This is a genomic window from Arsenophonus nasoniae DSM 15247, assembly GCF_000429565.1.
GTDB lineage: Bacteria > Pseudomonadota > Gammaproteobacteria > Enterobacterales > Enterobacteriaceae > Arsenophonus > Arsenophonus nasoniae.
On record NZ_AUCC01000029.1, the window covers coordinates 23069 to 39035 of the forward strand.

At 38.2% G+C, this 15967-nt stretch carries 12 protein-coding genes and 1 pseudogene; 5 read left to right on the plus strand and 8 right to left on the minus strand.

Annotation, left to right across the window (positions count from 1 at the left end):
* Positions 1 to 12 precede the first annotated feature (12 nt).
* The 3 genes and pseudogenes from phoP to G468_RS0108365 all read left to right on the plus strand — a co-directional run bounded on the left by phoP (position 13) and on the right by G468_RS0108365 (position 3339).
* Positions 13 to 702, plus strand: coding sequence for a two-component system response regulator PhoP (gene phoP, locus G468_RS0108355; RefSeq protein ID WP_026822745.1), 690 nt, complete (start codon positions 13 to 15; stop codon positions 700 to 702).
* Positions 689 to 2141: pseudogene (gene phoQ, locus G468_RS20180) on the plus strand (two-component system sensor histidine kinase PhoQ). The gene phoP and the pseudogene phoQ overlap by 14 nt, the downstream one beginning before the upstream one ends.
* A gap of 70 nt (positions 2142 to 2211) precedes the next feature.
* Positions 2212 to 3339, plus strand: coding sequence for a ribosomal protein uL16 3-hydroxylase (locus G468_RS0108365; RefSeq protein ID WP_026822746.1), 1128 nt, complete (start codon positions 2212 to 2214; stop codon positions 3337 to 3339).
* A 72-nt stretch (positions 3340 to 3411) separates the two neighbouring features.
* Here the strand turns inward: G468_RS0108365 and pepT are convergent, their stop codons facing one another.
* The 5 genes from pepT to lolC form a co-directional block, all read right to left on the minus strand.
* The gene (gene pepT / locus G468_RS0108370) at positions 3412 to 4665 is read right to left on the minus strand and encodes a peptidase T (protein ID WP_026822747.1); all 1254 of its coding nucleotides are present in this window, start codon (positions 4663 to 4665) and stop codon (positions 3412 to 3414) included.
* A 109-nt stretch (positions 4666 to 4774) separates the two neighbouring features.
* Positions 4775 to 5596: a Sir2 family NAD+-dependent deacetylase gene (gene cobB / locus G468_RS0108375; RefSeq protein ID WP_026822748.1), complete on the minus strand. Its 822-nt coding sequence runs from the start codon at positions 5594 to 5596 to the stop codon at positions 4775 to 4777.
* Between the two features lie 91 nt (positions 5597 to 5687).
* Positions 5688 to 6935 (minus strand): lipoprotein-releasing ABC transporter permease subunit LolE, encoded by a 1248-nt coding sequence (gene lolE, locus G468_RS0108380; protein ID WP_026822749.1) that lies wholly within the window; start codon positions 6933 to 6935, stop codon positions 5688 to 5690.
* Between the two features lie 16 nt (positions 6936 to 6951).
* Positions 6952 to 7641: a lipoprotein-releasing ABC transporter ATP-binding protein LolD gene (gene lolD / locus G468_RS0108385; RefSeq protein WP_026822750.1), complete on the minus strand. Its 690-nt coding sequence runs from the start codon at positions 7639 to 7641 to the stop codon at positions 6952 to 6954.
* The gene (gene lolC, locus G468_RS0108390) at positions 7634 to 8836 is read right to left on the minus strand and encodes a lipoprotein-releasing ABC transporter permease subunit LolC (protein WP_026822751.1); all 1203 of its coding nucleotides are present in this window, start codon (positions 8834 to 8836) and stop codon (positions 7634 to 7636) included. The genes lolD and lolC overlap by 8 nt, the downstream gene beginning before the upstream one ends.
* A 195-nt stretch (positions 8837 to 9031) precedes the next feature.
* On the opposite strand from lolC, the gene mfd reads away from it, so the two are divergent.
* Complete coding sequence (mfd, locus tag G468_RS0108395; RefSeq protein ID WP_026822752.1) at positions 9032 to 12472, plus strand: transcription-repair coupling factor; 3441 nt, start codon at positions 9032 to 9034, stop codon at positions 12470 to 12472.
* Between the two features lie 84 nt (positions 12473 to 12556).
* Here mfd and G468_RS0108400 read toward each other — a convergent pair whose 3' ends face one another.
* The 3 genes from G468_RS0108400 to G468_RS0108410 all read right to left on the minus strand — a co-directional run bounded on the left by G468_RS0108400 (position 12557) and on the right by G468_RS0108410 (position 15638).
* Positions 12557 to 13849 (minus strand): NAD(P)/FAD-dependent oxidoreductase, encoded by a 1293-nt coding sequence (locus G468_RS0108400; RefSeq protein WP_026822753.1) that lies wholly within the window; start codon positions 13847 to 13849, stop codon positions 12557 to 12559.
* Between the two features lie 260 nt (positions 13850 to 14109).
* Positions 14110 to 14748, minus strand: a complete 639-nt coding sequence (locus G468_RS0108405) for a calcium-binding protein (RefSeq protein ID WP_026822754.1) — start codon at positions 14746 to 14748, stop codon at positions 14110 to 14112.
* A 131-nt stretch (positions 14749 to 14879) separates the two neighbouring features.
* Complete coding sequence (locus G468_RS0108410) at positions 14880 to 15638, minus strand: hypothetical protein (protein WP_026822755.1); 759 nt, start codon at positions 15636 to 15638, stop codon at positions 14880 to 14882.
* Between the two features lie 81 nt (positions 15639 to 15719).
* Between G468_RS0108410 and G468_RS22875 the strand changes: the two genes are divergently transcribed.
* The coding region (locus G468_RS22875; RefSeq protein ID WP_211229658.1) for a transposase zinc-binding domain-containing protein at positions 15720 to 15967 on the plus strand (248 nt) is incomplete at its 3' end.

Sequence of the window (15967 nt, forward strand, 5' to 3'; positions counted from 1 at the left end):
ATTGAGGTTGTTATGCGGATATTAATTGTAGAAGATAATGCGCTTTTACGTCACCATCTAACTGTCCAGTTAAAAGAGACCGGTCACCAAGTAGATGCAGCAGCAGATGCTAAAGAAGCCGATTATTTTTTACAAGAGAGTAATCCCGATATTGCAATTGTTGACTTAGGATTACCCGGTGAAGATGGATTAAGTATGATCAGGCGTTGGCGGCAAGACAATATTAAATTGCCTATTTTAATATTAACCGCACGTGAGCGCTGGCAAGAAAAAGTAATTGCCTTAAATAGTGGAGCCGATGATTATGTAACGAAACCATTTCACCTGGAAGAGATTTTAGCACGAATTCAAGCATTAATGCGTCGTAACAGTGGGCTTGCTTCACAAATACTTCAACTAGGTGACTTTGTTATTGACATGTCACGTAAGGAATTCACTATTAAAGATAAAAATATAAAGCTCACCGCATTTGAATATACGATTTTAGAAACCTTAATGCGTAATAACAGTAAGGTAGTGAGTAAAGAGTCACTGATGCGCCAGCTCTATCCAGATGCAGAATTGCGTGAAAGTCATACTATCGATGTCCTAATGGGACGATTACGAAAAAAAATTATGCAAGAATGGCCTAATGATGTCATTGTGACCGTTCGTGGGCAAGGTTACCGGTTTGACGCAGAACAGCCCGATGATGCTATTTAATTTTTTAAAACGCAAAAAACCCTTTTCGTTGCGAACACGTTTTTTACTTGCAACTTCAGGGATAATATTAGCATTGACACTCTCCTATGGTGCCGTTGCCATCGTTGGCTATTTAGTGAGTTTTGATAAAACAACCTATACCTTACTACGTAGTCAAAGTAATCTATTTTATAGTTTGGCTCAATGGCGTAATAATAAGTTAGACATTCATGTCCCGACTGACTTCAACTTAAATGCCTCAGCTTTTATTTTAATTTATAATCAACAAGGTGAAATTCTGTGGCGACAACACAACATTCCTGCTATTGAAAAAGCTATCGATAAAGAGTGGCTAAAAAAGGATGGGCTATATGAATTAGACACCGATTTAAATACTACACGCGAATTAATTAAAGTTTCACCTAACGGCAGTAAACCAGCGAAAAAAATCACTGATATTGAAAATCCCTCTTTAACACACTCAGTTTCTGTCAACCACTATCAGGCAACCAAAAATCTACCGCAACTTACCATTGTGGTAATAGATACCTTACCTTTCGATCTACAAAAAACTGGATTAGTTTGGGAATGGTTTGGCTATGTTATATTAACCAATTTTATTCTGGTCATTCCGCTGCTTTGGCTAGTGACTTCCTGGAGTTTATACCCGATTAAATCATTAAGCTCACAAATAAGCGGCATTGAAAAAGGCGAGCAGGAAGCACTGGATGAAAATCCACCATTAGAGCTCAGCGGATTAGTGCGTAACTTGAATAATTTACTGGTAAACGAACAAAAGCGCTATAGCAAATACCGTACTACACTGGCGGATTTGAGCCATAGCCTAAAAACTCCGTTAGCGGTATTACAGTCAACCCTCCGTTCTCTGCGCTCAAGTAAACAAATGACCATTGAACAAGCCGAGCCTATTATGCTGGAACAAATTGGCCGAATTTCACAACAAATAGGTTACTATTTGCACCGTGCAAGTATACATAGTGAAGATCATTTCGCGATCCGAGAAATTTCTTCTGTCTCGGCTTTATTAGATAATTTATGCAGTGCCTTAACAAAAGGGCGTCAATTTGACCCTCGATGTCTCGCCTGAAATTACTTGGCTAGGTCAACCGATAGATTTTATGGAAATTATGGGTAATATTATTGAAAATGCTTGTAAATATTGTCTTGAATTTGTCGAAGTTAGCGCTAATAGCACTGAAAATTCGTTAACCATTATTGTTGATGATGATGGTCCTGGGGTTGCTGAAGATAAACGTGATTTGATTTTTTTGCGAGGTCAACGCATTGATACACTACGACCTGGACAAGGTTTGGGACTCTCTATTGCGGCTGAAATAATTGAACAATATGACGGAGATATTGCTATTACTCATAATCCATTAGGTGGAGCACGAGTGATTGTCACTTTTAGACAACAATTCCCGGTGACAGATAGCTAATATCACTAAATAGCAACGCCATTTTCTTATCTTTTAGCTAACAAATTAAATAAATATGCAGAATAACATGATTGACTATCAACTGAATATCAATTGGCCAGATTTTATCAAAAATTTTTGGCAAAAACGGCCGTTATTAATTAAACAAGGATTGACTAATTTTATTGATCCTATCTCAGCTAATGATTTAGCGGGATTAGCCATGGAAGATGAAGTGGATAGCCGATTAGTAAGCTTTCAAGATGGAAGTTGGCATGTTACTCACGGCCCTTTTGATAACTATGAACAATTGGGCGAGACTGGATGGTCACTGCTAGTACAAGCCGTTAACCATTGGCATTATCCATCAACTGCCTTATTAGCCCCCTTTCGTGTTTTATCTGATTGGCGAATTGATGATTTAATGGTTTCTTATTCTGTCCCAGCAGGTGGCGTTGGCCCCCATATAGATCAATATGATGTTTTTATTATTCAAGGTCTTGGCCGCCGTCATTGGCGAGTAGGTGAAAAAATGACACTGAAACAACATTGTCCACATCCAGATCTACTTCAGGTTGAACCTTTTGCTGCCATTATTGATGAACAACTTGAGCCAGGTGATATTCTTTATATCCCGCCTGGCTTCCCCCATGAAGGTTATTCCATAGAGACTTCACTTAATTACTCGGTCGGTTTTAGATCACCAACGAGCCGTGAATTATTTAGTAGTTTTGCCGATTACCTGATCGCTAATGACTTAGGTAGCTACCATTATCGTGATCCAAATATAGCCACACGTGACAATCCTGCTATCATATTGCCCACTGAATTAACTGAAATACAACATATAATGCAACAATTGCTTGCTCAACCACAAATTTTTACTCATTGGTTTGGCACGTTTATTTCTCAGTCTCGTCATGAGTTAGATATCGCGCCGCCCGATCCATCCTATACCGTTGAGCAAGTTATTCAGCTTCTCCGTCAAGGAAATACGCTTTACAAACTTAATGGCTTACGTACTTTATGTGTAGCGGATCAATACTTTGTTAATGGTGAACAATTAAACTCATCTAAATCAAATATAACTGCCCTTAATATCCTGTTTGAAAAGTTGGAAATTCAAGCTGATATGTTAGGTAACGCATTGAATAATCATTATTTTATGCAATTAGTAACTAAACTAATTAATGATGGATATTGGTATTTTAACGATTAAAATTATTTAGCCTGTATACAATAAAACATGATTGGCTTGACGGGTCGATAATTTTATTTGGTAGCTTAACTATCATTCGTTCACAGCCACTCTGTCAGATTTACCATATTGCGCCGTTAATGTCACAATCCGTAGAATGACCTCAACTGCCTGCTGCATACCTTCTAAAGAGATAAATTCATATTTACTATGAAAATTATATCCACCAGTAAAAATATTAGGACAAGGTATACCATAATCGGTTAACAACAAGCCATGGGTGATATCTCGCATCGGTTGCACAATAGGTTTTAAATGACAGTCAATCATCGCTTGTTTAGCAATCTCAATAACATGTGGATGCTGGCAAACAACTTTATTCATATTGTAACAAATGTCATCGACCGTCAATTCAATGTAACAATCAGGATGCAAATCTTTTCCCAGTTCTTCAGCAATTTGGAACATAGCTCGCTTACGTTTGGCAAAGTTTTGCTTATCAAAATCACAAATAATGTAATTCATTTCAGTTTTTTCTACTGTGCCTTTAATACCATTCAGATGATAAAAACCTTGATCCATTATGGTAGACTTGGCTATTTCATGGCTTGGGATCTGATTATGAATACGGGTAGCCAATGTTAAAGCATTTACCATACCCTCTTTAGAACTCTCCTTAAGCGTCCCTTTACCAATAATTTTTATCCTTACGTTAGCGATATTAAAATTCTCGTATTCAAGCCCACCAATTCCCCTTCCAAGCAAACTATAAGCCCACTGAACATTAAATTTTTCTAAATCAATATTATGCGCACCACGACCTATTTTAGCATCGGGTGTAAACACAATATAAATGTCACCATGGGGAATATTTTGCTGTTCTAAATGACTTATCGCCGTCATAATTTCAGCAATACCCGCTTTATTTTCTGCGCCTAATAAGGTTTTACCATCAGTCGTAATTATGGTTTTACCTATCATTTCATGCAGAATGGGAAACATTACTGGCGATAATACCGAATTACCAGTACCTAATGCGATATCTCCGCCACGATAATTTTCAATCAATTGCGGCTTAACATTTTTACCAACGAAATCAGGTGATGTATCAAGATGGGAAATAAAACCAATAGCAGGGACAGAATATTCAATATTAGCGGGTAACTTTGCCATTACACAGCCGTTTTCTAACAGCTCGCTAGTAGAAACTCCTAGCTCTAACAGCTCAGTGAATAATAACTTTGCTAATTTTACCTGGCCAGAGCTGCTAGGCTTAGCTTTTGTATAAGTCTTTGACTGACTATTAATCGCAATATATTCCCAAAAACGCTCTAAAAGCCTATCCATTTCTCCTCCCTCAATGAACTGTTATCGCATTATGCGGAAGGAATTAATGACAATTATTGCGTCAAATCAGCTTTAGCAGCATATACTAATAAAACAAACTAATACTTAATCAGAGTTTGATCTCTGCAACTAAACCGTCAATATACTTTTCAACAATTTTAGTTGCTGAACCATAATATTTTTCATCAAACTGGCTTTCAACTTGACTGGGCTCAAGATTTAATTCAACAGTATGAGCACCAGCAAGTTTAGCTTCATGGACAAATCCAGCGGCAGGATAAACATGCCCCGATGTACCAATTGCGATAAAAATATCCACAGATGATAAAGCTTGGTAAATCATTTCCATACCGAGTGGCATTTCACCAAACCAGACAATATGGGGGCGCAAAGGCTGCGGAAATTGGCAACAGTGACAGCGGTCATTAGTAGTTAAATCACCTTTCCAGTCAATAACCTGACCTGATTGACAACAACGAGCTTTTAATAATTCACCATGCATATGAATAATGCGTCTATTACCCGCTTTTTCATGTAAATTATCGATATTTTGCGTAACTAATAAAAAATTATCACCCAAAAGATGTTCTAATTTTGCCAACGCATAATGGGCTGCGTTGGGTTTTATATCCGGTTGCTGTAATTGATAACGACGCTGATTATAAAAACGTTGTACTAATTCTGGATCTCTCACAAAACCTTCAGGTGTTGCGACATCGTCAACTCGATGCTCTTCCCATAAACCATCCGTAGCTCGAAAAGTACGAATGCCAGACTCAGCTGAAATGCCGGCGCCGGTTAAAATGACAATTTTTTTTCTTTTCATCTTATCAATCAATTGTTTTTCACGGTAAAAAAGACAACAACGAAATCTTTGTCGATGTAAGTTTTTCTTTTTGCGTAACTTTCTAAGCCGGCAATGAAACCGCATCATAGACAGTATCCTTTTTCATGCTCAACGACCCATTACTTTTAATCAAACAATCGCCTCTTTTAGATAATAACAGCAAAAACAACAACAGTTATTGCCCACTTAAAATTCGCGCCGGATCTATTTTTGTTGCCCGTTTAGCGGGATACCAACTAGCGAGTAAACTTAAAATTAATGTTGTTAACATGACATAAAATACATCGGTAATATGCAGCTCAGAGGGTAAAAAATCGATAAAATAAACATCACCTGACAAAATAGAATGACCAACAATATTTTCTATATATTTAATAATAGTCGTTAAATTTAGTGATATAAAAATGCCAACTAGCATACCAATAAAACAACCCACCATTCCCGTTATTAATCCATACCATAAAAAAATAGCGCGAATAAAACTATCTTTAGCACCAAGTGTTCTTAATACCGCAATATCACTGCTTTTATCTTTTACTGCCATTACAAGCGTAGATACAATATTAAAACAGGCAACACCTATGACCAATATCATGGCAAGATACATAATACCCCGCACCATTTGAATATCGCTATACATGTAGCCATAATCCGTTATCCAACTTTTAATAGTGACATAATGGCCAGTATTGATACCCGCATCATAGACAACTTTATTAGCGGCAAAAACATCAGTTACACTGATCTGAAAACCGGTGATACCATCACCATAGGCTAAATATTGCTGAGCATCTTGCAATGGCACGATTGCGAGTTGATGATCTAACATGCCATTTAATTTAAATACACCAATAACTGTGACATTAATTCGATTCGGTTGCTGAATACGTAATTTATCATCATGATTAGGGATCATGATGGTAATATGATCGCCGGGCGAAACTTTTAATGTTTCTGCGACACCTTGACCTAAAATAATTTCGTTATTGCCTGGTTTTAATTTTTGCCATGCATTATTTAAGATAAAATCGGGTAACGAACTGACGGTTTGTTCTGATGATAAATCAACACCAGCTACCTGAATTGCTTTCAAAGCACTGCCTTTTTCAAGTAATCCGGTAAAATTAATATAAGGTGATACACCTACCACACCCGGAGTTTGTCGAACTTTAGCTAAATCAGCTTGCCAATTTAAATAAGGCTGATTGACTGCCGCAATTTGGCCATGAGGGACAACGGAAAGAATGCGATTTTTTAATTCACGTTCAAAACCATTCATCGCACTTAAACCAATAATCAACACTGCAACACCAAGCACAATACCCAATGTAGAAATAATTGATATCAATGAAACCAAGCCAGCTCTTTTTTTGCCTCGACTAAAGCGAAGTGCAATTTTTAAAGCACGGGGTAATTCCACCATGATTATTGCACTCCTATTAAGTCCGATCATCTTGTAAATAACCATCTCGCATTTCTAACTGATGCGTTAAGCGACCTGCAAGTCGCAAATCATGAGTCACCACTAAAAATGCCGTCCCCTTTTGCTGATTAAGCGCCAATAATAGATCAAAAATGACATCTGCATTGTGTAAATCTAAATTACCAGTCGGTTCATCTGCTAGCACTAAAGCGGGTTCGTTCACGATTGCCCGGGCAATCGCAACGCGCTGACGCTCACCACCTGATAACTCAGCCGGGCGATGATTTACTCGATGCGATAAACCGACTGCTGCTAGCATTTCATCGGCTTTTTGCTGCGCTTTCATGTGTGCCATTCCGCCAATTAATAATGGCATCATCACATTTTCCAACGCGGTAAAATCCGGTAGAAGATGATGAAATTGATAAATAAATCCCAACTCTTGATTACGTAGTTCTGCTCTGCCACTGCTAGAAAGTGAACTAATTTTTTTACCATTAAAAATAACATCACCACGAGTTGGTGTATCTAACCCACCCAATAAATGGAGTAGCGTACTTTTGCCAGAACCTGAGCTACCCAAAATTGCCATCATTTCACTTTTGTTGATAGAGAAAGAGATATTTTTAAGTACATTGGTCGCAATTTTGCCATCTTGATAACATTTACAGAGGTCTTGGCAAACTAATAGGGGAGAATTATTCATAACGTAAAGCCTCTGCAGGTTGAACGGTGGCAGCACGCCAAGCTGGATAAAGGGTGGCCAATAATGAGATAGCGATTGAAGATAAAGCAATAAATATAATACGGCCAGGATCAATAGCTATCGGCAATTCGATACCTTTGGCTAATAAACCCAGCATTGGCATTATTATATTAAGCTGGCTAGCGATAAATAGACCTAATAATGTGCCAATAAGGGTACCAATAATCCCAGCTCCAGTTCCCTGTAGCATAAAAATAGCCATAATTTGGCCGCGCTTTAAACCTAATGTCTGCAAAATAGCCACTTCGGACTGTTTTTCCATCACTAATAATGAAAGTGAAGTAACAATATTAAACGCGGCCACGGCAATAATGAGACTTAATAATAAGCCCATCATATTTTTTTCCATTCTAACCGCCTGAAAAAATTCACCTTTTCGTTCTCTCCAATCCTTCCATATCATACCTACCGGTAACGTTTGTTCACTCAAGCTATCCACAGTTAATGGTGAGTCAAGATAAAGACGCCAACCCGTAATATTACCGATTGGATAACGCATTAATCGTGCTGCGTCCTGCTGATTAACCAACAATTCGCTATTATCGGCTTCACCTTGGCTAGCAAAAACGCCGGCTACAGTGAATAAACGCTGACTGGGTATTCTGCCCATTGGGGTAAGCTGACTAACACCAGGCACTATTAATCTCAATTGATCACCTCGCTTTACCTCCAATTGTTCAGCCAATTTTATGCCTAAAATAACATGGTAACTGCCGGCGGTTAATACTGTCGGATCAACATCTTGCAAATGTTTTAATAAAGGCTCGCTCGACGCTTCATCAACGCCAATCATGACCGCAACCCCCACATTTTGCCGGCTTTGTAATACCACATCACTTTCCACAATTGGCGCAATGCGATCGATTCCCTGTAGATAGGTTACATTTTTTGCTGGATATTCACTGGGATTGAGATTTCCTTTAGGTGTCGTTAAAATAGCCTGTGGCATGTATGCCAAAATACTCTGCTGTAATGAACGTTCAAAACCATTCATAACAGCAGTCACAGTAATTAATGCCATAACGCCTAGTGCAATGCCAATTGTAGATAAACTCGATACGAACCGACCAAAGCGGTCACCTGTTCGTCCACGCATGTAACGTAGACCAATATAAAAGATAACAGACTGAGACATGAAATCCGATATACCTCTGTTGCCAAAGCAAAGTGTTTGGCGATAATAAAGGGTAGCGTTACTGAATGGAACCACCCTAAGCCAATGTTTTACGATTTTTTATATCTAACTTAATAGATTAGACTATTTTTCGTTTGTTTTAGTGTCAACAAAACAAGTATTACAATTTCTATCAATGAGAATCAATTAATCCTTATGTCGGCAAAATATTATTACCAACTACCCAAACAAAAAGGTGATACTCGCCATTTGGGGTGTCTAATTGGCGCGGCGGCCGCTGTTGAGTGTGCTGATATTGTCGAACGCCATCCGGGTCTTGTTGTTTTGATCGCTCAAGATACGCATAATGCCTTAAAATTATGTGATGAAATACAACAATTTTCTTCCCATTCAGTGACAATGCTATCGGATTGGGAAACTTTGCCTTATGATAATTTTTCGCCACATCAAGAAATTATTTCAGTGCGGTTAGCCAATCTTTATCGACTGCCAACCCTGACAAAAGGTTTATTAATTGTTCCGGTTAATACCTTAATGCAAAAAGTTTGCCCTATTGATTTTCTAACCAGTAATGCCCTGGTTATGCAAAAGGGAGATAAACTTTCACGTGAAAAATTACGTAATAATCTTGATAAAGCCGGTTATCGACACGTTGAACAAGTGCTGGAACATGGAGAATATGCTACTCGTGGCGCGTTACTTGATCTGTTTCCAATGGGCAGTGACTACCCTTATCGGATTGACTTTTTCGGTGATGAAATCGACAGCTTAAGAACTTTTGATGTTGATAACCAACTTACTATAAGCGAAGTTGAGCAGATAAATTTACTGCCAGCTCACGAATTCCCCACAGATGATAAAGCGATTGAGTTATTCCGTAGCCAATGGCGAGAGCATTTCGACATACGCCGCGATCCTGAACATATTTATCAACAAATCAGTAAAAAAATACTACCCGCAGGAATTGAATACTGGCAACCCCTTTTTTTCAATCAGCCGTTATCTGCGCTATTTGACTATTTCCCCGCTAATACTTTGCTGATTACACAAGATTTAACCGCGGCTGTTGATAGATTTTGGGCTGATACTTATCAGCGTTATGAGAGTCGCCGTGTTGATCCCATGCGTCCTCTACTATTACCTGAAACACTTTGGCTAAATAGCGAACAACTTAATCGAGGTCTTAAGGCATGGCCACGTATCAAAATATCCGCTGAATCAATTGCCCAAAAAGCAGGCCATACTAATCTACCCTACTTAGCCTTACCTGATTTAAGTATCAGTCAGCAAAATAAAGCGCCACTTGATAAACTCGATCAGTTCAGCAGAAATTTCACCGGGCGGATTATTTTTTCTGCACAAAGCGCTGGACGCCGTGAAACTGTACAAGATTTACTAGCACAGATAAAAATTAATCCTAATAGAATTAAAACCCTAAATGAAGCCAACAAACCAGGCTTTTATATCACCGTCGGTGCGGCTGAACAGGGTTTTACTAATCAGGATCAACAAATTGCCTTTATTTGTGAAAGCGATATTTTAGGTGAACGGGTTATTCAACGTCATACTGAACAACGTAAAGCTATCAATACCGACCTATTGATCCGCAATCTGGCAGAATTACGGCCTGGGCAACCCGTTGTTCACCTGGAACATGGGGTTGGACGTTATCAGGGGTTAACCACTTTAGCAGCAGGCGGTATTCAAGCCGAGTACTTAATGCTGAGTTATGCTGGCAATGATAAACTTTATGTGCCGGTTTCATCGCTAAATTTGATTAGTCGTTATAGTGGCAGCAGCGATGAAAATGCGCCACTACATAAATTAGGTAACGATGTTTGGACGAAAGCCAAACAAAAAGCGGCTGAAAAAATTCGTGATGTTGCAGCAGAACTGTTAGATATCCACGCTCAACGTAGTATAAAGCCGGGTTTTGCTTTCAAACACGATAAAATGCAATATCAACTTTTTTGTCAAGGTTTTCCCTTCGAAACAACCGTTGATCAGGAACAAGCAATTAATGCCGTGTTAAGTGATATGTGCCAACCAATTGCTATGGATCGCTTGGTCTGTGGTGATGTTGGCTTTGGTAAAACCGAAGTGGCAATGCGAGCAGCATTTCTGGCAATAACCAATAATCAACAAGTAGCCGTATTGGTGCCAACAACGCTGCTAGCACAACAACATTTTGATAATTTTCGCGACCGTTTTGCTAACTGGCCGGTACGGATTGAAATGCTGTCTCGCTTTCGTAGTGCAAAAGAGCAACAACAGATTATTAACGCAGCGGCTGAAGGCAAAGTTGATATCTTAATTGGTACCCATAAATTATTGCAAAATGATATCCGCTGGCATGCACTCGGGTTATTAATTATTGATGAAGAGCATCGTTTCGGTGTTCGTCATAAAGAGTTAATTAAATCGATGCGAGCGAATGTTGATATTCTCACATTAACGGCAACACCTATTCCTCGAACCCTCAATATGGCAATGAGTGGCATGCGTGATCTGTCTATTATTGCTACCCCTCCTTCTCGTCGATTATCCGTTAAAACCTTTGTTCGTCAATATGATGACTTAATTGTGCGGGAAGCCATTTTGCGTGAGATATTGCGCGGTGGACAAGTTTACTATCTATTTAATGATGTAAAATATATTGAAAAAGCCAAAGAGCGTTTGGAGTCGTTGGTACCTGAAGCGCGTTTTGTAATTGGCCATGGGCAAATGCGTGAAAGAGAGCTGGAGCGTGTGATGACCGATTTCCATCGGCAGCGGTTCAATGTATTAATTTGCACCACCATTATTGAAACGGGCATCGATATTCCTAGCGCTAATACTATCATTATTGAACGCGCAGATCATTTTGGTTTAGCGCAATTACATCAATTACGTGGCAGAGTTGGTCGTTCTTACCATCAAGCTTATGCATATCTTTTAACGCCACATCCTAAAGCGATGACCATCGATGCGCAAAAACGGCTTGAAGCGATCGCAGCGCTAGAAGATCTTGGCGCTGGCTTTGCATTAGCAACCCATGATCTAGAAATTCGGGGCGCAGGGGAGTTGCTTGGTGCAGAACAAAGTGGGCAGCTGACTACTATCGGATTTACACTTTATATGGAACTACTCGAAAATGCTGTTGAGGCATTAAAGCAAGGCAAAGAGCCTTCTTTAGAAGAGCTAACCCGCCAACAGACTGAAATTGAGTTAAGAATGCCGGTATTGCTGCCGAATGATTATATCCCTGACGTCAATCTCAGATTATCTTTTTATAAAAGAATAGCCAGCGCCAAACATGACAAAGAGCTTGATGAGTTAAAAATTGAACTTATCGATCGTTTTGGTAATCTGCCCGATGCAGGCAAACAATTACTACAATCTACTGCCATCCGAATGCATGCGCAAGCATTAGGCATTAAACGCATAGAAGCGCATGAAAAAGGTGGATTTATTGAATTTAGTGAACAAAATAGAGTAAACGCCACTTTTCTTATCGCCTTACTACAAAACTCACCAGAGGTTTATCGACTAGATGGCCCTAATAAATTGAAATTTATTAAACCATTAATTACTTATGCTGAAAGGCTCACTTTCGTTAGCCAATTAATAGCCGATTTTCAATCACATCAAGTATAAATTAATTCATTGCGTCTTATTTTAATTAAATAAGACGCAATGGTTAATATCAAATCTAGCGTTATTAAGCGTGTTCAGCGTAAATTAGTGTAATTTTAATCGAGGTCGAATGATACGATTAATACTACCCACTAACATCATCAATCCCGTTTTAATATAACCGTGTAATGCTATCTGATGCATGCGATAAAGTGAAATATAGACTAGTCGAGCGATTTTCCCTTCAACCATCATATTTCCACGCACTAAATTTCCCATCAGGCTGCCAACGGTACTAAAACGAGACAATGAGACTAAAGAGCCATAATCTTTATAGACATACTCTTTCAACTCTTTACCTTCTAGTAATGCCAGGATATTTTTATAACATAAAGTCGCCATTTGATGAGCAGCTTGTGCCCGCGGAGGCACAAATCCACCCTCTTTTTTAGGACAAGAGGCACAATCACCAATGGCAAAAATAGTACTATCGAGTGTAGTTTGTAGTGTTGGTTTAACGACCAATTGATTAATTCGATTGGTTTCTAAACCGCCAATTTGTTGCATAAAATCAGGTGCTTTAATACCAGCCGCCCAAACCATAAGATCAGCGTTAATTTTTTCTGCCGATTTTGTGTTGAGGCCATCAGCATCGGCTCGGGTTACCATGGTTTGTGTTAAAACACGCACACCCAATTTGGTTAATTCATGATGAGCAGCGGTAGAGATCCGTATAGGCAAAGCCGGTAAGATGCGTTCTCCTGCCTCAACCAGGGTTACGTTAAGTGCTTCCTTATCTAAGCCTTCAAAACCATAACTAGTTAATTGCTCGATAGCATTATAAAGTTCAGCAGACAATTCCACCCCGGTTGCGCCACCACCAACAATCGCGATATTGATCTTATCATCCGGTTTATGTCGCACCGAGTAACTGAGAAATAAATTTAACATTTCATCATAAAAACGATGCGCTTGCTTAGGGTTATCTAAGAAAATACAATGTTTTTTTACACCGGCAGTACCAAAATCATTAGACACACTGCCTAACGCCATGACTAAAATATCAAAATCTAGCTGTCGTTCAGGAACTAATAATTGCCCTTCTTTATCATGTATCGCTGCGAGTTTGATGGTTTTATTTTCACGATCTATATCTATCAAACTACCTAATTGAAAATGAAAATAGTGATTACGGGCATGGGCCAAATAACTCAGTGCATCAACACCGTCGTCTAAAGAGCCAGCCGCAACTTCATGCAGTAATGGTTTCCACAAATGGCTTTGATTACGATCAACTAATATAATTTCAGCTTGATTCTTGCGCCCTAATTTAGTTGCAAGTTCTAATCCTCCTGCCCCACCACCGACAATGATAATCTTGGTTTTTGGCGTCATCATAACTACCTTATCCTAAAATAATTTTTTCTTATTTAAATATATATTTGATATTAGCTTTTAAATAGCATAATTTTTCAAAAAATGTTTATTTTACCTACAGAATAACATAGTTGATTATTTGCTCATACCTAAATTGATTAAAATCAATTTAGCTGGTTATTTTTACATCATTACTTATTAATAATAAATAAAACAAAATACTGTCATTGTTGATAATAACAAAAGCTAACTATCTAATTACTATTTATTAATAATCGTGTTTATATCGTTGTTGCAACACTAAAATCGAGATCAATATTAAAGTTAGGTAGATAAGTCATTAAATCGATGCTGCCATTTTCCCCATTAGAATCAAACGCAGCTATAAAATCAATTAAACTATCAAGTTGTCTATTATTAAGCGTTTCTCCCTGCCCGATCGCAGCGTTAATAACAACATTTTGTTGATCATAATCTTCGATTAATATGCCAGATAAACCATCAGCAGAGAGATACGATCGATTGCCATTGTGATCAACAATCTGATAATCAGCAATCCTTTTATCCTGTAAAATAATGGTATCTTTACCACCATTATTAATAATGGTAACGTAGCCATTAAGCTGATTAATAAAAATAATATTGTTACCTTTTCCCGCCGCTAAAGTCACATTTCCGCCGGTAGAGATAAGAATATCATCGCCATCACCGCCATAAAGTGCATCATCACCCTCACCATCGAGCAGAATATTGTTACCTGCCTTTACCGTAATGATATCATTCCCTTTTCCGCCTTTTATAATATGTCCTTTTTCACTAACATCAGTAACAATATCATTACCATCACCGGCATCAAGTAATTTGGCATTCATACGATAATCGAGTGGCAATACAATAATATCATCTTGTTCTGTTGCCAACTTAACAGGATCTAATGGTGCAATAAAGTTACCTTGTTCAGACAGAATTATATTAAATTTTTGCTGATTTTTGTCCTGTATTAGAATATTTAATGATTCTAATCGCTGCCAATTTATAAATTTTATTCTGGCTAGATTATTTTTTTATCTTTGTGTACTAATTCATTATTGTCAAAGAAAAAATCATAACCACTATATTCAGCAAGATAAATAATGATTCTATCATTGTCAGTGTAATTTTCACTTATTTTGGCATAGTCAAAAGTAATATAAATAGAGACTAAATTTAATATTGATATATCACTAATATAATAATGATCTACTCCTTTGGTTATATAACAATAACTATCACTTTTTATATTATAAAAATAATTATCAAACCGATCACCGGATAATACCGTTCCCAACGCCTCAAAGGTAGTTTGCATAGGCCTAATATTATCTGGTAAATGATAGATCTTTTTATAAGTTTCTATGCTATTTTCAGCCAAATCAATGGCAACAAAATAGGGGCGAGCCGTGGTAACATGGCGCTCAAAACGCCTAACATACATAGCTTCATATAATATTGGTTGATCTATAAGTAAATTGACGGACTGAGGTAGGTAAGGTGCCAATATAAAGCCATCCTGAGTGCGGATATTATATTGATGAGTTAAAAAATGCTTACCATTATCATAATAACCATAGGCATTTTTTAATTTAATTTCGATATCACTTTTGGCAACGTTATTTAGTTCAGATGGCACAGCTATTTCAATTTTTAGGATAATATCACGATCTTTTAATGCAAATGATTTTATCTCATCTAACTGATACTCCAGCTCGACAATAGTTTCACCGTTGTTGCCTTCTTCATCAATAACCACGTTAGAATGATAATTGAACATAAGCACGCCTTTGGCGTGAGCATCGCGGCAAAGGCGCTCTATTTCTAGGCAATTCCCTTCTCGTCTTTTATACTCTGCTCTATGTACATCCCCAGACCTGCAAAACTGCTATTTCAATACGATGACGGATGGAACCTTTTCATCGAAAATAATCACATAGATGAATGGCAACTACTCTCTGTCGAAAAGATGCTCGCCTGCAGCACCTGCGCTATGGGCGTTCGCCGTTATTGCTGTTCTTCACCTGAATGCTCTCATTCACGCTTCTTTTGTCAAACCTGTAAATCCAAAGCCTGCAGTGCGTGTGGCCTCAAAGGCACCGAACAGTG

What these genes read in the sequence shown, in the direction of transcription:
- phoP (WP_026822745.1), top strand. Translation starts at nt 13, where the DNA reads ATGCGGATATTAATTGTAGAAGATAATGCGCTTTTACGTCACCATCTA.
- pepT (WP_026822747.1), bottom strand. Translation starts at nt 4,665, where the DNA reads ATGGATAGGCTTTTAGAGCGTTTTTGGGAATATATTGCGATTAATAGT.
- cobB (WP_026822748.1), bottom strand. Translation starts at nt 5,596, where the DNA reads ATGCGGTTTCATTGCCGGCTTAGAAAGTTACGCAAAAAGAAAAACTTA.
- lolE (WP_026822749.1), bottom strand. Translation starts at nt 6,935, where the DNA reads ATGGTGGAATTACCCCGTGCTTTAAAAATTGCACTTCGCTTTAGTCGA.
- lolD (WP_026822750.1), bottom strand. Translation starts at nt 7,641, where the DNA reads ATGAATAATTCTCCCCTATTAGTTTGCCAAGACCTCTGTAAATGTTAT.
- lolC (WP_026822751.1), bottom strand. Translation starts at nt 8,836, where the DNA reads ATGTCTCAGTCTGTTATCTTTTATATTGGTCTACGTTACATGCGTGGA.
- mfd (WP_026822752.1), top strand. Translation starts at nt 9,032, where the DNA reads ATGTCGGCAAAATATTATTACCAACTACCCAAACAAAAAGGTGATACT.
- G468_RS0108400 (WP_026822753.1), bottom strand. Translation starts at nt 13,849, where the DNA reads ATGATGACGCCAAAAACCAAGATTATCATTGTCGGTGGTGGGGCAGGA.
- G468_RS0108410 (WP_026822755.1), bottom strand. Translation starts at nt 15,638, where the DNA reads ATGTTCAATTATCATTCTAACGTGGTTATTGATGAAGAAGGCAACAAC.